At 61.6% G+C, this 17192-nt stretch carries 16 protein-coding genes and 1 tRNA gene; 6 read left to right on the forward strand and 11 right to left on the reverse strand.

The window, feature by feature from the left end:
• Positions 1 to 49: 49 nt before the first annotated feature.
• From L1075_RS01650 to L1075_RS01700, 11 genes are all read right to left on the reverse strand, one after another.
• Positions 50 to 646, reverse strand: coding sequence for a CvpA family protein (locus L1075_RS01650; protein ID WP_246893783.1), 597 nt, complete (start codon positions 644 to 646; stop codon positions 50 to 52).
• The gene (locus L1075_RS01655; protein WP_040244008.1) at positions 646 to 1305 is read right to left on the reverse strand and encodes an SPOR domain-containing protein; all 660 of its coding nucleotides are present in this window, start codon (positions 1303 to 1305) and stop codon (positions 646 to 648) included. The genes L1075_RS01650 and L1075_RS01655 overlap by 1 nt, the downstream gene beginning before the upstream one ends.
• Positions 1302 to 2603, reverse strand: a complete 1302-nt coding sequence (gene folC, locus L1075_RS01660; RefSeq protein ID WP_040244010.1) for a bifunctional tetrahydrofolate synthase/dihydrofolate synthase — start codon at positions 2601 to 2603, stop codon at positions 1302 to 1304. Before folC ends, L1075_RS01655 begins: the two co-directional genes overlap by 4 nt.
• On the reverse strand, positions 2604 to 3536 hold the full coding sequence (gene accD / locus L1075_RS01665; RefSeq protein WP_040244011.1) for an acetyl-CoA carboxylase, carboxyltransferase subunit beta: 933 nt from the start codon (positions 3534 to 3536) through the stop codon (positions 2604 to 2606). It lies immediately after the preceding gene.
• Positions 3537 to 3626: 90 nt separating this feature from the next.
• A complete protein-coding gene (gene trpA, locus L1075_RS01670) occupies positions 3627 to 4430 on the reverse strand; it encodes a tryptophan synthase subunit alpha (RefSeq protein ID WP_040244830.1) in 804 nt (267 codons plus the stop codon).
• A gap of 8 nt (positions 4431 to 4438) precedes the next feature.
• Complete coding sequence (gene trpB / locus L1075_RS01675; protein WP_179861103.1) at positions 4439 to 5653, reverse strand: tryptophan synthase subunit beta; 1215 nt, start codon at positions 5651 to 5653, stop codon at positions 4439 to 4441.
• A gap of 11 nt (positions 5654 to 5664) precedes the next feature.
• On the reverse strand, positions 5665 to 6300 hold the full coding sequence (locus tag L1075_RS01680; protein WP_246939431.1) for a phosphoribosylanthranilate isomerase: 636 nt from the start codon (positions 6298 to 6300) through the stop codon (positions 5665 to 5667).
• On the reverse strand, positions 6297 to 7223 hold the full coding sequence (gene truA / locus L1075_RS01685; protein WP_040244016.1) for a tRNA pseudouridine(38-40) synthase TruA: 927 nt from the start codon (positions 7221 to 7223) through the stop codon (positions 6297 to 6299). Before truA ends, L1075_RS01680 begins: the two co-directional genes overlap by 4 nt.
• A 55-nt stretch (positions 7224 to 7278) precedes the next feature.
• Positions 7279 to 9075 (reverse strand): type IV pilus assembly protein FimV, encoded by a 1797-nt coding sequence (locus L1075_RS01690; protein WP_246939433.1) that lies wholly within the window; start codon positions 9073 to 9075, stop codon positions 7279 to 7281.
• 160 nt (positions 9076 to 9235) lie between these two features.
• The gene (locus L1075_RS01695; RefSeq protein WP_040244018.1) at positions 9236 to 9394 is read right to left on the reverse strand and encodes a YqaE/Pmp3 family membrane protein; all 159 of its coding nucleotides are present in this window, start codon (positions 9392 to 9394) and stop codon (positions 9236 to 9238) included.
• 118 nt (positions 9395 to 9512) lie between these two features.
• Positions 9513 to 9782, reverse strand: coding sequence for a hypothetical protein (locus tag L1075_RS01700; protein ID WP_178999462.1), 270 nt, complete (start codon positions 9780 to 9782; stop codon positions 9513 to 9515).
• 293 nt (positions 9783 to 10075) lie between these two features.
• Between L1075_RS01700 and L1075_RS01705 the strand changes: the two genes are divergently transcribed.
• The 6 genes from L1075_RS01705 (at position 10076) to putA (ending at position 17143) form a co-directional block, all read left to right on the forward strand.
• Positions 10076 to 11545 (forward strand): dihydrolipoyl dehydrogenase, encoded by a 1470-nt coding sequence (locus L1075_RS01705; protein WP_246893788.1) that lies wholly within the window; start codon positions 10076 to 10078, stop codon positions 11543 to 11545.
• Between the two features lie 86 nt (positions 11546 to 11631).
• Positions 11632 to 12042: a CBS domain-containing protein gene (locus L1075_RS01710; protein WP_246893789.1), complete on the forward strand. Its 411-nt coding sequence runs from the start codon at positions 11632 to 11634 to the stop codon at positions 12040 to 12042.
• A gap of 225 nt (positions 12043 to 12267) precedes the next feature.
• Positions 12268 to 12343, forward strand: a tRNA-Gly gene (locus L1075_RS01715).
• A gap of 193 nt (positions 12344 to 12536) precedes the next feature.
• On the forward strand, positions 12537 to 12908 hold the full coding sequence (locus tag L1075_RS01720; protein ID WP_040244022.1) for a hypothetical protein: 372 nt from the start codon (positions 12537 to 12539) through the stop codon (positions 12906 to 12908).
• Positions 12909 to 12972: 64 nt separating this feature from the next.
• Positions 12973 to 13761 carry an AraC family transcriptional regulator gene (locus L1075_RS01725; protein WP_246939437.1) on the forward strand — a complete coding sequence of 263 codons (789 nt, stop codon included), beginning with the start codon at positions 12973 to 12975 and terminating at the stop codon, positions 13759 to 13761.
• Positions 13762 to 13951: 190 nt separating this feature from the next.
• The gene (gene putA, locus L1075_RS01730) at positions 13952 to 17143 is read left to right on the forward strand and encodes a bifunctional proline dehydrogenase/L-glutamate gamma-semialdehyde dehydrogenase PutA (protein ID WP_246939440.1); all 3192 of its coding nucleotides are present in this window, start codon (positions 13952 to 13954) and stop codon (positions 17141 to 17143) included.
• Positions 17144 to 17192: the final 49 nt, after the last annotated feature.

Genomic DNA, 17192 nt, shown 5'->3' on the forward strand with positions numbered 1-17192 from the left:
TGCGATGAATGCCGTTCGCGGTTAAAGCCTGTCATGCATAAAGGCGCCTTCAGGGCGCCGTCTTATCCGCTGGTGCGTTCGATGCAGGTGCCTCGGGCGGCGTTTCCAGCGCTTGTTCGGCCGCCTCGCGGCCCGTGTCGCGCAAGGCACGTTCGGCACCTGAGGTGTCGATTTCCCACGCCTCCAGGCGGTCCACCGACCAATCGCGCAATTGCTCGAAGGCCGGGCGCAATTGCGCATTCTGCCATGCGGCGATCCCCGATAGCGGCGTCAATGTCAAGATGACCGTCGCCAGCACCAGAATCAACGCGCCTCGAGCAGCACCGAACGTCGCGCCGGCGACACGGTTGAAAAATCCCATGCCGACCCACTCGATAGCGGCGTTGATCATACGGATCAAAAATCCGCAGAGCATGACGATGACGAAAATGACCAGCACGAAGCCCAGCACCAGGCGAATCTCGGGATGATCGATATAGGGCGCCATCATTTCGGCTACCGCCGGGGCGAACATCCGCGCGCCCAACAATGCCGCCACCCAGGCCGCTAGTCCCAAGGCTTCGCGCACCAGCCCCCGCATGAAACCGGCCAGCATGGAGACGGTCAATACCGCCAGGAAGGCCCAATCGAGCCAGGTCAGCGTCATCACTCCTCCCGCACGCGAATCAAGAGCCCCTGGATATTGGCATCTTCCTTGAGTTCGGTGCGCACGCGCTCACCTTCATCGGAGGTCCCAAACGGACCGACGTACACCGTGGTCAGATCATTGTCGCGCGGACGCTGATAGGCATCGAACCCTTGTGACGAGAGCTTTTCGACGAGCCGTTTGGCATTGTCCGGTTGCCCGAAGCTACCAACCTGCACTGCCCAGCCGTCTTGCACCTCGGATGTCGTTGGCGACTCACCAGTGTCCCCTTGCGCTTCCGACGATGCCGACTGCTCAGCGATGGCGGCAATAGGATCGTCGTTCACGGAATCCGCTTCATCGGATGCCGCGCCGTCATCGGAACCCGCTGGCTGCGAAGACGCTGGCTGCGAAGCAGCATCGGCGTCGGATTGACCAAGCTGGGCCTCGGTCGCTGGCTCGACGACCCTGTCATTGTCCGCGTCTTCTTCAAGATTGGCAGGCGGCTCGGGAGAGTCGACATCACGCTGATCAACGGAAATCGGCTGCTCGATGGTAAGTACCGGCTCGGGGCGCTCGCTCCGCGGAGTCGGCTCATCGAGCAACATAGGTAGGAAAATCACTGCCAACGCGACGAGGATGATCGCGCCACTGACCCGCTCACGAATTCCATATTTCATGACACACTCCTTGGGCTCGCCACGACCCCGAGTGATTCAAGGGTGGTCGAAGCCTCAGCGACGGTCCAGAACGAGCCGCAGACCAGCACCTCGTCGCCATTGTCCATGTTGGTGTGCAACCAGCGTACGCCAGCGTCCGGCGACGCGGCGCAATGCAACACCTGAGCGTCGCACGTCGCCAAAAAGGCGGCCAACTGCTCAGCATCGCGCGCGCGATCACCGCTCAACGATACCGGGACCCAGGCATCGATCTGAGGCGCCAGCGCCTCGATCACACCCTTGGCATCCTTGTCCGCCAGCATGCCCAGCAGACAAAGACGTCGCCCGCGCGCCGGACGCTGTGCCAAGGAGCTAGCAACATAGGCGGCGGCATGCGGGTTATGACCGACATCTAGACACCAGGGGCCCTGCCATTGCAGCCGCCCGGGCAGTACGGCTCGACCAAATGCCCGCTGGCACGCCGATCCCTCCAGGGAAATCCCCGCCAACGTCAGTGCCTGCAATGCCGTCGCGGCATTGTCCAATGGCAGGTAGGGATCGGGGAGCGCATTCAGAGTCAGGGCCTCGCCAGTGATGGTTTCGCCCTGCCACTGCCAGCCATCGGCTGTGGCTTGCCAGTCGAAACGCTCGCCAAGCGCGAATACCGGCGCCGCCAGGCTCTCGGCATGCTGGCGCACACTCGCCGGCAAGGCGGTACTACCCAGCACCGCCGGGCGACCTGGACGCATGACGCCGGCCTTTTCCTGACCGATGGTCTCGAGATGCGTGCCCAGAAAGGCGGCATGATCTTGAGCTACGGTGGTGACCACCGCCACGTCCGAGTCGATGACGTTGACCGCGTCCAACCGACCCCCCAGCCCCACTTCAAGCAACGCAACATCGGGTTGTTGGCGCATAATCAACCACAAGGCAGCCAATGTGCCGACTTCAAAGTAAGTAAGGCTAATCTCTTCATCTGCAAGGCGGGCCGCTTCGACAGCCTCGAAGGCCTCGACCAAAGCGGCATCATCGACCTCTTGGCCATCGAAGCACAGGCGTTCGTTGTAACGCTGTAGGTGCGGTGACGTATAAGCAGCACTACTCCAGCCATGCTCGCGCGCCAGCGCATCGAGCATGGCCACGGTCGAGCCCTTGCCGTTGGTGCCGGCCACGGTGACGACACGCCCCGCCAGCGCCCTGGTGTTGAGCCCTAGGCGTGCGGCGACCGCAGTGACCCGTTCGAGCCCCAGATCGATGGCAACGGGATGCTGGCGCTCGAGATGCGCCAGCCAAGCCTCCAGAGTGGTCTTGTCAGCCATTCAGTGATCGGCCTGGGAAAACTCGTCCAGTGTGCTCTGGGTCGGCGCTTCGTCAGCCTCACTCTCCTGGCCGAGACGCGACTGATGCGTCAGCTTGCGCATGACACCGCCCACACGCTCACGCATATCATGACGGTGCACGATCATGTCCACGGTGCCATGCTCGAGCAAGAACTCGCTGCGCTGGAAGCCTTCCGGTAATTGCTCACGCACGGTCTGCTCGATGACGCGCGGCCCAGCGAACCCGATCAAGGCATTGGGCTCGGCGATATTAAGATCGCCCAGCATCGCCAACGACGCGGACACCCCGCCGAAGACAGGGTCGGTCAATACCGATATATAGGGCACGCCCGCCTGCTTGAGCTTTTCCAAGGCTGCGGATGTCTTGGCCATCTGCATCAGCGAAAAAAGCGCTTCCTGCATGCGGGCACCGCCGGATGCGGCGAAGCAGACCAGCGGTACGCCTTCTTCCAGCGCCTGAGTCGCGGCACGCACGAATTTCTCGCCTACCACAGCCCCCATGGAACCGCCCATGAAGCTGAATTCGAACGCCACCGCGACCACCGGTAAGCCATCGAGCTTGCCGCGCATGGCGATCAAGGCATCGTTTTCGTCCGTCGATTTCTGGGCCGCCGCCAAGCGATCCTTGTACTTCTTGGAGTCGCGAAACTTGAGTCGATCGCTAGGCTGTAGGTCGGCGGCGATCTCCTCGCGACCTTCCGTATCCAGGAACCAGTTGAGTCGTTTGCGTGCCGTCAGGCGCAGATGATGATCGCACTTGGGGCACACGCTCTGATGGCGCTCCAACTCGGGAAGATAGAGCACCGCCTCGCAGTTGGGGCACTTACGCCACAGGCCATCCGGCACGCTTTTCCGGCGATCGGTTCGCTGGATACGGCTCATCGACGGCACAATTTTGTCTAGCCAGCTCATGGTTCTGAGACGCTTCCGTGTTGCTTGTCTGACGCATCGAGCCACGTCCGTGGCCCGATACAGCGAATAATAGGGGGTAGCATGACCACCTCAGCGATCCAGCGCATCACGCATGTCGCCAAGTACAGCCTTGAGCGCCGCCGGTATGGCCTCGGGACGTTCGGCGTTATCGGCGATACGCGACACCAGCGCACTGCCGACGATGACACCATCGGCTACTTGGCCGACCGCCGCAGCGGTCTCGCCATCGCGAATGCCGAAGCCGACACATAACGGCAAATCGGTCATCTCGCGTAGCGGCGCTAACTGCCGCGCCACGGCCTCGACATCCAGCGATGCGGCGCCAGTCACACCCTTGAGTGATACATAGTACAAATAACCCTCGCCGTGCGCACATATTGTAGCGGCCCGGGCAGGCGAGGTGGTAGGGGCCAGCAGAAAGATCGACTGTAGACCGTGCTCGGCGAACAGTGGCGCCACCGCCGTCGCTTCTTCAGGCGGCATGTCGACCATCAACACGCCGTCGACGCCCGCCTCTTGCGCACGCCGGACGAACGTTTCGTAGCCCATGCGCTCGACGGGATTGAGATATCCCATCAACACCACCGGTGTCGTCTGGTCAGACTCGCGAAACGACGCGACCATGTCGAGCACGTCGGTCAGACGCGTCCCGTGCTTGAGCGCGCGCTCGCAAGCTTTCTGGATCACTGGCCCATCGGCCATGGGATCGGAAAATGGCACGCCCAGTTCCAACACATCGGCGCCTGCCTCGACGCAGGCATGCATGAAGCCGACGGTATACTGCGGCGCAGGATCACCGGCGGTGATATATGGAATCAAGGCACGGCGCGACTGGGCCTTGAGTGCCGCAAAACGTTGATCGATACGATTCATAGTCATGCTCAAAATTCCAGACCGTCGAGCTTGGCCACCGTGTGAATGTCCTTATCACCGCGCCCGGAAAGATTGACGACGATGTGCTGGTCGGGGCGCATGGAGGCCGCCATCACCTTGGCATGAGCCAGTGCATGAGCCGATTCCAGGGCGGGCATGATGCCTTCGATGCGGGTCAACTCGCGAAACGCCTCGAGCACCGCATCGTCGTTGGCGGCCACATAGCCGACACGACCGACATCCTTCCACAGTGCATGCTCGGGGCCAACGCCAGGATAGTCGAGACCGGCGGAGATCGAGTGCGTATCCGATACTTGGCCACTCGCGTCGGACATCAGATAAGTCCGATTGCCATGCAGCACCCCGCTGGGCGCATTGGCAGTCAACGGTGCGGCATGACGCCCAGTTTCGACACCGTCTCCCCCGGCCTCGACGCCTACCATGGCCACTTCTTCATCCTCGAGGAATGGATAGAAGAGGCCGATGGCGTTGGAGCCGCCCCCTACGCAAGCCACCAGGGCATCGGGCAGGCGACCTATCTGTGCCAGGCTCTGCTCGCGCGCCTCACGACCGATCACCGCAGTGAAATCGCGCACCATGGCGGGATAGGGATGCGGCCCAGCCACGGTACCGATGATATAGAAGGTATCGTCGACATTGGTTACCCAGTCGCGCAGCGCCTCGTTCATGGCGTCCTTGAGGGTTCGCGACCCGGACTCGACAGGATGCACCTCGGCCCCCAGCAACCGCATGCGGTAGACGTTGAGCTTTTGACGCTCGACGTCCTCGGCCCCCATGTAGATCTCGCACTTGAGACCTAGTCGCGCAGCCACGGTAGCGGTAGCCACGCCATGCTGGCCAGCACCAGTCTCGGCGATGACACGCGGCTTGCCGCTCTTCTTGGCAAGCAACGCCTGGCCGATGGTGTTGTTCACCTTGTGGGCACCGGTATGGTTGAGATCTTCACGCTTGAGCCAGATCTGCGCACCACCGATTTTCTCGGACCATCGTTCAGCGTGGTACAGCGGAGACGGGCGGCCCACGTACTGGGCCAGATCACGGTCGAATTCGGCCTGGAAATCGGCATCGTCACGAAGGCTCATGTAAGCCTTCTCCAGCTCTTCCAGGGCGAAGCTCAGAGTCTCCGAGACGAACCGGCCACCGTAAGGACCGAAATGGCCTTGGGCGTCCGGCAGTCGGGTCAGGTCGCTGAACTTGGTCACGAATGACACCTCTATGGGGCTTGGGTATGGAACACTTGGGACAGAAATGCCCGGATGCTCGCGGGTTCCTTGATGCCCTTGTCCGCCTCGACGCCTCCCGAGACGTCAACGGCGTAGGGCCGCACCCGCTGGATGGCCTCGGCAATATTGGTTGCCGACAAGCCTCCTGCGAGAATAACAGGTTTTGCCAGGTTTGCGGGGATTCGCGACCAGTCGAAGGTCTCGCCCGTTCCTCCCGGTATCCCGGGGCGATAGGCATCTAGCAACAGGCCGCGCGCACCGGCATAACGCGCGGCCTCGGCATGCAAGTCGAGTCCGTCGCGCATACGCAAGGCTTTGATCCAGGGGAGATCCAACGCCGCACACGCCTCGGCGGTCTCGTCGCCATGCAACTGCACCAAATCAAGATACCGCGCGCAACGCCGAATCTCGGCCTCCGGCTGGTCGACGAACAGCCCCACCCGTGTGACGAAGGGCGGCACGCACGCCGATAGCCGCGCCAAGCGCGCTTCGTCGATGGCCCGCGCGCTGCCCGGCCACATCACGAAGCCCAGCGCATCGGCACCCGCCGCCACAGCCGCTTCGATGTCTTCCTCACGCGTCAGGCCGCAGATCTTGACGCGAGTTCGCTGCATCGGCGTCTTCATGACGACACCTCCCGACGCGGTGGATGGACGCGGCGCTGGCGACGCTCACGCGCCCACTCGCTATCCGGCAACGTACGCTCGCCGCTCCACTCCCCGACGAACGCCAGCATGTTCGGGCCAAGCGGCTCTTGTGGCAATTGGAAGCGCTCATCGTAGTACACGTCGACGAAATGCAGCCCGCAACCCGGCGCCGTGACATTGCCCTGAGTTCGGTCACGCAGCGCCAACAACTCACCAGGATAGGTCGTCGGGTGATCGCCGCGTCCGACGGCCACCAATGCGCCGGCGATATTGCGGATCATGTGATGCAAGAACGCATTGGCCTGAATGTCGATGACGATCATCGGACCATAGCGCCGCACCTCGATGAAGTGTACATGACGATGGGAGCTTTTCGACTGGCAGCCAGCGGCGCGGAAACTCGAAAAATCTTGCTCGCCGATCAACGCCTGGGCGGCGGCATGCATGCGCTCGGCGTCCAGCGGCTCACGGCACCAGGTTGCATTGGCACGCTCCAACACCGGTCGCGATGGCTGATTGAGAATCACGTAACGGTAGCGCCGCGCCAAGGCCGAGAGCCGCGCATGAAAATCGTCGGCGACCGGTACCACCCAGCGCACCGCAATATCACGCGGCAATTTGGCATTGGCGCCGAACAGCCAGGCTTTTTGCGTACGGGGCACCGGCGCATCGAAGTGCACGATCTGACGGGTGGCATGTACGCCGGTATCGGTACGTCCGCTGCACAGCGCCTGCACCGGCGTATTGGCAATCTTCGAAAGCGCCGCTTCCAGCGCGGCCTGCACCGAAGGCGCCTGTGTGAGGCGCTGCCAACCACAGTACGCACTGCCATCGTACTCGACACCGAGTGCAATGCGCCCTTCCAGCGGCTGGTGGTCATCCTGGAATTCGAAGAAGGCCATCGATATCCGTCACGTTGAGTCTTGGGTATGTCGTGCAAACGTCTGCGTATAGCACTCAGACGCTGTCATATTCACGCATCAGCGCCTTGGCTTCACGCGCCACGCTATCGTCCTCGGCTCGCGCAGCGACTTGCAGCAACGCCTTGGCCTGCGTGGTGTCGCCTTCGGCGGCCAGCAACCCCCGCGCCTTCTCCAGCGCGTCGACTGGCGCCTCGGCGGCGCGCCCATTATCCAGATGCGAGGGTTCGAACGCCACTTCCTCGACCTCCCAACGCGCAACGTCCTGTGATGCCTCACCCGACTCAGCGTACGGATCGGCCTCCGTCGAGGGCTCCATCTCGGGCATCTGATAGTCAAGGCGTGTAGGCGCGCCAGGAACCTCGGGCGGCTCGAACTCAAGCGGCGCGGCCTCCTCGTCGGGGCGGGCGGCCGGCGTTACCGCCTCCGAGTGCACCTCATCATTTGGCGTCTCGGACTTGGCATTGTCGGCAGGCATCGAGGCGCCTTCGAATAGCGAGTCCACCTCTGGGGAAGATGCCACCGACTCATGCGGCGCGCTGGCAGCTTGCGTGGTAACGACTTGACGATAATGCGTTACCAAGGCCTCGGCCTCACGATGCGTTTCATCACTGACCGACGACGCGAAGCGTTCGGCCTCCTGCTCCAACGCAGCGAACTCACCCAGCTCGCCCAGCACCGACAGTAATTTGAGTCGTAACTCGGCATTTTCATGTACCGCCAGGCGCGCCTGCAGCCATTCGCGCGCCTGGGTATAACGCCCATAGGCGATATAAATATCGGCCTCGTCGATGGTGGCCGTCTCGGGTACATCATCGTCGCTGAGGATCGGGCGTGCTTTGGCGGTAGGCTGCGTCGCTCCCAACCGCGCCGCCACATCCTGATAGGTCGCTTCGCGGCCGGCACGCCAACGCTGCCACCCCCAGAGCGCCAGCAAGACGGCCAACACGACCAGCAACACTACCTGCAGTGGCCCCAACCAGGATGACGAGGAGCCCTCGCGCGAGGCAGCAGTAGTCGGCGTACTCGGGGATATCTCGTCGTGGGGTGACGCTGCCTGCTCGCCGGGCGATGCCGACGGGGTATCGGACGCTGCCTGTGTCAGCAAGGCCGCCACGCCGGTCACATCGACCGGCGGTAGCGGCGAGAGTGCTTCGAGACGCTCGGCCAGCGCATCACGTTCTCGCTCGACGTAAGCCATGCGTACTTGCAGGGCTTGCAGTGCCGCCTCCAGCTCGGCCGCACGCTGAGAATCGGCCCCACCTGCGTGCTGCCTCGATGAAGTGGTACCCGACGCGGAACGCGAAGCGCCGCTCTCACGAGCCTCCCCAACGACGCCCTGAGGCGACTCAGGCTGGGGCTGAGAGGTCGCGGTCGTCGATGAAGTAGCTTGCCGCGCCGACGTTCCCTGCACCGCCTGCGACGCGCCAGGAGCACTCGCCAGCACGTAGCCAGGCGGATCGAGCAGTAATGTCACCGGCTGCTGGATGCGTCCTTGCGGCCATGACACCTCCAACAATAATTCAAGATACGCGCGTCCCACCGGCGCCTGACTGCTGATCGTGACACGTGGCGGTGTGGCATCACTCGATAAACCAACGTTCAGCGGCATCTCGAGCGCCGTCGTGCCCAGTCCCGCCGCCTCGAAGGCAGCTTCATCCGCTAGACGCACCTTGAGTCGCTGGGGATCGATATCGCCGACACCGGACAGCGTCAGTTCGGCACGCAAGGGCTGATTGAGATAAGAGGTGACCTGCGGCGCTCCCACACTCACGCCTAGTGCCACGGGGCTCATCACGACTAGGCACAATGTCAGGGCAATCTTGCGCAGCATGGAATCCTCAAGAACGACATCAACGATGGTTGGAGTTTTATCATATCTTTTAACCAGCCACCTCATACCAAGCCCTACCCAAACAAGACGAGCCCGCCTAGGCGGGCTCGTTGCTCAGATGACGTCAATCAAGAGCACCATCTCGGCGATGCCACATCTGTCAACGCGTAGCGATGATCCAAACGGCATGAATGATGCCGGGAATATACCCCAACAACGTCAGCAGAATATTGAGCCAGAAATGCAGACCGAAGCCGACCTGCAGGAAAACCCCCAGGGGCGGCAGCAAAATAGCCAGAATTATGCGGATAATGTCCATACATCCTCTCCTTGTAAATGCGTCCTTTCAGAGTCTTTCAAAGTCGTGTGGGGCGCCCCCACTGGTGGTATTCACCGCCTAGCATGATACGCAAGGGGCAGACGCCTCGATAGCCTGGCTACTGCTTGCCACGAGGATCGCAATATTCGACTCCCGGCGCATGCGAATGCGCGTCGGGATCGATCTTCTGGCGCACCTCATCGGCGCCCGAGGCCAGCGTTTCGTGGTGACGCTCCCAATCTTCCCAATCATGCGGGGTACCACTACGCGGGCGCTGGCTTGCCGCGCCCCGAGCGCGTGCCCAGGCCTGCTCTTCGAGGGTCGTGGGCTTGTCCTCTTCCTTATCGAGGCCGATGCCCTGCTTGGCCAAGTAATCGCGTGCGTTCATGTTGCCTCCCGAAGAGCCGAGCCCTGTGTATTACGTCTCGTGCCAATGATTTGCGCTATTTCTGCGCGGCGTCATCTTCTCACAAAGCCACTATAGCCTATTCATTCTAAATGAAGGCATGAGACCAACTTTCAAGCCGCCGCCCCTTCATCGTTTTTAGCTATCAGAAATTTAATTTTAATCAAATTCATCACAACCTTGCTCCTCGGCATACTACCCGCGCTTTCAAGTAGCCAAGCGACACGCGACGGCTCGCTCATTTTCACAACCGACGACTCAACGAGGACACAGGCATGGAAGTACGCAAGGTGGATGTCGCCATCATCGGCGCCGGAACCGCAGGCCTCGGCGCCTATCGCGCCGCTAAGGCGCATACCGACTCGGTCTTGATGATCGAAGGCGGGCCCTATGGCACGACCTGCGCACGCGTCGGCTGCATGCCCTCCAAATTGCTGATCGCCGCCGCCGAGGCAGCACACCATGCCCGCGACACGGCGCCCTTCGGCATCAACGTCAGCGGCGAGGTAACAGTCGACGGCCGTGCGGTGATGGACCGTGTTCGCCGCGAGCGCGATCGCTTCGTGGGCTTCGTGATCGAGTCGGTCGACGGCATTCCCGACAGCGACAAGCTGCGCGGTTATGCCCGCTTCGCCGATGCCAACACGTTGATCGTCGATGAGGAAAACCGCGTCGAGGCCGAAAAAATCGTCATCGCCTCCGGTTCGAGCCCCACCTACCCTAGTTTCTTCGAGGCCGCCGGCGATCGCCTGGTGATCAACGACGACGTCTTCGAGTGGGAGACTCTGCCTGAATCGGTAGCCCTTTTCGGCCCCGGAGTCATCGGTCTCGAATTGGGCCAGGCGCTACACAGACTCGGCGTGCGCTTGCGCATCTTCGGCGTGGGAGGTGCGCTGGGACCCCTCCAGGATACTACGATTCGTGACTACGCCGAGCAGGCGTTCAACGACGAGCTTTATGTCGACCCCGACGCCACGGTCGAGTCTATCGAGCGCGACGGCGATAGCGTGATCATCACCTTCATCGAACGCGGGACCGGGGAGCGCCTGACCGAACGCTTCGACTATCTTCTTGCCGCGACCGGGCGGCGTCCCAACATCGACGGTCTCGATATCGAGGCGGCCCACCTCACGCTCGATGCCCGTGGTGTGCCGGTGTACAACCGCCATACGCTGCAATGCCGTAACGACCAAGATTCGCCAAGCCATGTATTCATCGCTGGCGACGTCAATCATGAGTTGCCGCTTCTCCACGAGGCCTCCGACGAAGGGCGCATCGCTGGTGACAATGCCGGCCGCTACCCTGACGTCAGGGCTGGGCACCGCCGCACGCCACTGGGTGTGGTCTTCAGCGACCCGCAGATTGCCACTGTGGGGATGAGCTATCCTCAGTTAGAAGCGCGCTATGGCGACTGTGAGTGCTTCGCCGTCGGCGAGGTGTCCTTCGAGGGCCAGGGACGTTCACGGGTCATGCGCATGAACAAGGGGCTGATGCATGTATACGCCGAGCAAGGCTCAGGATTGTTTCTCGGTGCCGAGATCTTCGGGCCACGCGCCGAACACTTGGGCCACTTGCTCGCCTGGGCGCATCAGCAACGCCTAACGGTCAGCGAGATGCTGGAGATGCCGTTTTATCACCCGGTCGTCGAGGAAGGCTTGCGCACCGCATTGCGCGACCTCAACGCCCAACTCCAGTTGGGGCCGGCGATCGTCGAGCGCTGCATGGAATGCGGCCCGGGGGACTGATGTTTCAACGCCACGCGCCGCGTGGTGCCACGCTAACGGCATGACGTCAATGGGCGTCATGCACGTCGATGCCCAGGAGACCTGCCATGACGCGTTCATCCCCCGCCGTAGTCGGCGATATCATGATCGGCGATGGCTACCGAGTCACCGCCAACATCTCGATCTCGGCGCTCGCCGATGGCCTGGCGCGCCACCGATTGCCCGGTGCACCCGTCGTCGATGCACAAGACCGCTTGATCGGCTTCATCTCGGAACAGGATGTGTTGGGCCAGTTGCTCGATAGCGCCTATCACTGCGGCCAACCCTCATTGGTCGGCGAGTTGATGCGAGACGAGGTCCTGACGGTGACGCCCGACAAGAGCATCGTCGACTTGGCCGAATCCATGCGTGGCGAACGCCCCAAGGTATATCCCGTTGTCGATGACGGACACGTCATCGGCCTGGTAACCCGCCGCGAGGTTCTCGCCGCCCTATTGGTAATGCGCAACCGCTGCTGAGGCCGACGCCAACCCATAAAAAAACCGCCGTGCAAAGGCACGGCGGTCAATCGAGAACAGTAAGCTCAAAACGCATTTCCTAGCGACTGCCTGGAATCACGTTTCTTGCATTAACTCAGACCGTATTGCCGGCAAAAGTTCCCTCGCCTCGCGCATTTTTTATCGAGCGCTGCCATGGTCAGGCTTGCCAAGTCCTGGCCCGCTTGATTAACATCCCTGCGTCGAGCGGGCATAGCTCAGTTGGTAGAGCATCAGCTTCCCAAGCTGAGGGTCGCGAGTTCGAGCCTCGTTGCCCGCTCCATCCTTTCTGCATAATTTGACGTAGCCCTAGGGTCGCGAGCTGGTGCGCCAGCCCGGTGGAACGCCACCCGGTCGAGCCTCGTTGCCCGCTCCATCTCTTCTTTGCGTTCATAACGCCAGGAGAGTCACTGCGTCGCAGCGCGCTCGCATGCTAGACTCAAGGCTTCGCATTCGTTTCGGCCTCTCACCGCATCATGCTACTTTTTTTACTGGTTTTCGCCGTCTGCCTGTCGATCCTGGTCGGCACCGTGGCGATGCTGATGCTCAGCCGTACGCCCCGTTACCGGACCGAGCCCGAGCATCTGCTCACGCTGTTCGACAAAACGCTGGACAAACGCGTCAGCGTGGCCGAATGGCATACCCTGGTCGATTATCCGATTCGCCACGATGCCTATCTCGAAAGCATTCGCCGCCGCGCGCAGCATGTGATGGAAGAGCACGGTAGGCCCTGGCAAGTCGCACAAGGAGGCTGCCTACTATCGCGCGCCGGGCGTGACGAACTCGAGGCGCTACGCGACCATTTGCGTGCGCGCCTGGCACTGCGGGAGCCTGAACTAAAGGCCTGAGAATTGCACCTCACGCACTATGGGCGTGTATGGTAAGCTCACTGCGAAGCTCAGGAGGGTCGCCATGAGCAGCAGCATTCGTCTGACGCCGCTCGACAACACCGTCAAACATCACGGCCATGCCTTTCATCAGATCGTCATCGGCCTAGCCGGCCATGCCGAATTCGAGATCGAGGGGCTGGGCGGCTCCATCGCGCCCCTATCCGGCTGCATCGTCCCGATCAATCATGTGCACTATTACGAAGGTATCGGTGACAACCGCCAGCTGATCCTCGACCTTCCGGATGATTCGCCCTCGCTGACCGGTGGTCATCGCGAACTGGCCAGCCTGTTCGATGCGCCACGCTATTTCACGCTCGACGACCCCCTGCGCAACTATCTCAACTTCGTGGTACAGGAAATGTCGCAGCCGCGCCATGCCGACGGAGAATTGCTCGCCACGACCTTCTTGAGCTGCCTGCATGCCCGCCTGGCCGCGCCGACGACGCTCGATAACGGACGCGCCTTGGATCTCGATACCATCGATCGCTACATCGACCTTCACCTCGCTGAGCGCGTGACGGTCAAGGATCTGGCGCGCCTGGCCTGCCTGAGCGAGGCGCATTTCGGCGAGCGCTTTCGACGCCATACGGGGCTGACGCCGTACCAATACTTGTTGCGTCGCCGCCTCGAGCGCGCGAGCACCTTGCTGCGAACCGTCGGTGCACCGCTCAGTGAAATAGCGGCACGCACGGGATTCGCCAACCAAAGCGCCCTGTCGCATGCCTTTCGACGCCAGCATGGCCAGTCTCCCTCGCAATGGCGCCGAAGTGCCACCGCCTCCTTCATGACCACGCCCTCCATCATAGACTAAGGTCTAAAATTCAAGCCCACCTCTTCTTCTGCCGTGTTTTTTGACACAAATACCCGGGAAATTGGCAAGACCGGGCACGCTGACCCACTCTAAAGTCGACGCTATACAACATAACCAGGACGCCGATACCGGCGCCGACTCCGCACGCCCACCTTCATCATTGCGTCGCCGATCATCACGGGGTCATGACATGCAAAATGCCAACACCATGCTGGAAACCGCTACCTGGAACGACGATCTCGACACGCTGTTCGCACGTGTCAGCGATTATTACAGCGTCGAGGAAGATGCCTATGTCGCCGAGCTGGTCGCGTTCCTGCGTAGCGAAGAGCAAGACTTCAAGCGCATTGCCACGCAAACCGCCGAGCTGGTGCGCGATGTACGCGAGATGGATACGGCGGTCGACTCCATCGACGAGTTGCTGCAGGAATACAGCCTCGATACTCATGAAGGCTTGATGTTGATGTGCCTGGCCGAGGCCATGCTGCGCATTCCCGACAAGGCCACCGCGGACGCCCTGATCGAAGATAAACTGGGGCCCGCTGATTGGAAGGCGCATGTGGGCCAGAGTGAATCATGGTTCGTCAATGCGTCCACCTGGGGGCTGCTGATGACCGGCCGCGTCTTGCAGCTCGACCACCCCCGCGAAGGCAAGCCCGCCACCTTCATCAACAAAATGGTCAACCGCATGGGCGAGCCGGTGATTCGCCGCGCCATGTATCAAGCGATGAAGATCATGGGTAAGCAGTTCGTGCTGGGACGGACCATCGACGAGGCCCTGAAACGCTCTCAGCCGCTGTTTGACAAGGGCTATACCTACTCGTACGACATGCTCGGCGAAGCGGCGCGCACGCGGCCCGACGCCGGTCGTTATTTCGATGACTATGCCCAGGCCATCAAACGCGTCGGTGCTACCAGCCGCAAGTTGGACGCCAAGACGCCAGCACCGTCGGTGTCGATCAAGCTATCGGCCCTGCATCCGCGTTACGAATTCGGACGCCGCCGCCAGATCCTAGAAGAACTCACCGACAGCGTTCGCCAGCTTGCCTCGCTAGCCCGCGAGAACAACGTCGCCATCACCATCGATGCCGAAGAAGCCGACCGCCTGGAATTGTCGCTGGAAGTCTTCCGCGACGTGTTCGAAAGCGATACCTGCCGAGGCTGGGGGCACTTCGGGCTGGTGGTGCAGGCCTACTCCAAACGTGTCTTGCCGGTTTTGCACTACATCAACCGTCTCGCCGATCAGTGTGGCGACGAGATCCCACTGCGACTGGTCAAGGGCGCCTACTGGGACACCGAAATCAAAGAAGCCCAACAGCAAGGGCTCGACGGTTACCCAGTCTTCACCCGCAAGGCATGCACCGACGTCACCTATCTAGCCTGCGTGCATTTCCTGCTCTCCGAAAATACCCGAGGGCGCATCTTCCCGCAGTTCGCGACGCACAACGCCCACACCATCAGTACCATACTGGAGCTCGCCAATACGGGGGATCGTCATTTCGAGTTCCAACGCCTGCATGGCATGGGCGAAGCGCTCTACGAAGCCGCGCTCAAACGCGCGCCACAGGGCACTTATTGCCGTATCTACGCCCCGGTAGGCGCGCACAAGGATCTACTGCCCTACCTCGTGCGGCGTTTGCTGGAAAACGGCGCCAATTCGTCTTTCGTGCACCAGTTGGTCGATCCTCGCGTGCCCGTGGAAAGCCTCTGCGAGCACCCGGTAGAGACCTTGTCGCAATACGACACTTATGCCAATCCACGGATTCCGCTGCCACGCGATATCTATGGGGAAAAACGCAAGAACTCCAAGGGCGTCAACTTGAACATCAACAGCCAATACCAACCGCTGATCGACACCATGGCGACATTCATGGATAGCGAACATCACGTCAAACCACTGCTGGCCTTCGACGTGGAAGACGATGCCGCACAGCGTCACGACGTGCTCAGCCCTTACGACACCCGCCAGCGCGTGGGCAGCGTGCAGTGGACCACGAGCGAGCAGGCCCAACGCGCCGTGGATGCCGCCTGGGCGGCCTTCCCACGCTGGTGCGATACGCCAGTCGAGGAGCGTGCGCAGATCCTCGAGCGCTTCGCCGACTTGATGGAAGAACACCTCGCCGAACTGATGACGCTATGTTCCCGCGAAGGCGGCAAATTGCTCACCGATGGCGTCGACGAGATCCGCGAAGCGGTGGACTTCTGCCGCTACTATGCGATGCGTGCCCGCGAGATGTTCGACGCGCCGATCCCCCTACCCGGCCCGACCGGCGAGTCCAACGAACTGATCCTGTCCGGCAAGGGCGTATTCGCCGCCATCAGCCCGTGGAATTTCCCCGTCGCGATTTTCTGCGGCCAGATGGTCGCCGCCGCTGTCGCTGGCAATCCGGTGCTCGCCAAGCCGGCCGAGCAGACCTCGCTAATCGCCCATCGCGTCGTGGAATTGCTGCATGAAGCCGGCATGCCGCGCGACGTGGTGCAATTGCTGCCCGGCGATGGCCCTACCGTGGGTAGCGTGTTGACTGGGGACGCTCGCATCACCGGCGTGGTCTTTACCGGTGGCACCGATACCGCGCAACTCATCAACCGCTCCCTCGCCGATCGCGAAGGTGCCGCCTTGCCGACCTTGATCGCCGAAACCGGTGGCATGAATGCCATGATCGTCGACTCCACCGCGCTCCCCGAGCAAGTCGTCGCCGACGTGGTGGCCTCGGCGTTCCAGAGCGCCGGCCAGCGCTGTAGCGCCTTGCGCGTGCTCTACATCCAGGAAGATGTCGCCGACCACGTTATCGAGCTACTCAAGGGCGCCATGGCGGAGCTGCACATCGGCGATCCGCGTGACTTGGGTACCGATGTCGGCCCGGTCATCGACGAGGATGCTCATCGTCAGCTCAGCGATTACATTCTGCGCCTCAAGGAAGAAGGCCGTCTGGTGGCCGAGGCGACACCCGATGCCGACACCACGGCGCACGGCCACTTCATTGCGCCGACCGCGTTCGAGATCGAAGGCATCGATGCACTGGAGAGCGAGCAATTCGGGCCGATATTACACATAGCTCGGTATCGTAGCGCGGAGATCGACCATGTCATCGATACCATCAATGCCAAGGGGTATGGCCTGACGTTCGGCATTCACAGCCGCAACGAGTCCTTCGCCGCTGACATAGCGCGGAAAATTCGAGTGGGCAATGTGTACGTCAATCGTAATATCATTGGAGCCGTCGTGGGCGTACAGCCTTTCGGTGGCCAGGGTCTGTCAGGCACTGGCCCCAAAGCGGGCGGGCCGCATTATCTGCAGCGGTTCGCCACGGAGAAGACTCGCACCATCAATACCGCCGCCTTGGGCGGCAACGCGTCTCTACTCGCACTGGGAGACGAGTGATCTTCACTCGTCCTCAAACAACAACTGAAGGGAACCCCCTCATGGTCAA

It is taken from the genome of Chromohalobacter beijerinckii, from assembly GCF_023061185.1.
GTDB lineage: Bacteria > Pseudomonadota > Gammaproteobacteria > Pseudomonadales > Halomonadaceae > Chromohalobacter > Chromohalobacter beijerinckii.

Coding starts and splice junctions, on each gene's coding strand:
- L1075_RS01650 (WP_246893783.1), bottom strand. CDS start 646: ATGACGCTGACCTGGCTCGATTGGGCCTTCCTGGCGGTATTGACCGTC.
- L1075_RS01655 (WP_040244008.1), bottom strand. CDS start 1,305: ATGAAATATGGAATTCGTGAGCGGGTCAGTGGCGCGATCATCCTCGTC.
- folC (WP_040244010.1), bottom strand. CDS start 2,603: ATGGCTGACAAGACCACTCTGGAGGCTTGGCTGGCGCATCTCGAGCGC.
- accD (WP_040244011.1), bottom strand. CDS start 3,536: ATGAGCTGGCTAGACAAAATTGTGCCGTCGATGAGCCGTATCCAGCGA.
- trpA (WP_040244830.1), bottom strand. CDS start 4,430: ATGAATCGTATCGATCAACGTTTTGCGGCACTCAAGGCCCAGTCGCGC.
- L1075_RS01680 (WP_246939431.1), bottom strand. CDS start 6,300: ATGAAGACGCCGATGCAGCGAACTCGCGTCAAGATCTGCGGCCTGACG.
- truA (WP_040244016.1), bottom strand. CDS start 7,223: ATGGCCTTCTTCGAATTCCAGGATGACCACCAGCCGCTGGAAGGGCGC.
- L1075_RS01690 (WP_246939433.1), bottom strand. CDS start 9,075: ATGCTGCGCAAGATTGCCCTGACATTGTGCCTAGTCGTGATGAGCCCC.
- L1075_RS01695 (WP_040244018.1), bottom strand. CDS start 9,394: ATGGACATTATCCGCATAATTCTGGCTATTTTGCTGCCGCCCCTGGGG.
- L1075_RS01700 (WP_178999462.1), bottom strand. CDS start 9,782: ATGAACGCACGCGATTACTTGGCCAAGCAGGGCATCGGCCTCGATAAG.
- L1075_RS01705 (WP_246893788.1), top strand. CDS start 10,076: ATGGAAGTACGCAAGGTGGATGTCGCCATCATCGGCGCCGGAACCGCA.
- L1075_RS01710 (WP_246893789.1), top strand. CDS start 11,632: ATGACGCGTTCATCCCCCGCCGTAGTCGGCGATATCATGATCGGCGAT.
- L1075_RS01720 (WP_040244022.1), top strand. CDS start 12,537: ATGCTACTTTTTTTACTGGTTTTCGCCGTCTGCCTGTCGATCCTGGTC.
- L1075_RS01725 (WP_246939437.1), top strand. CDS start 12,973: ATGAGCAGCAGCATTCGTCTGACGCCGCTCGACAACACCGTCAAACAT.
- putA (WP_246939440.1), top strand. CDS start 13,952: ATGCAAAATGCCAACACCATGCTGGAAACCGCTACCTGGAACGACGAT.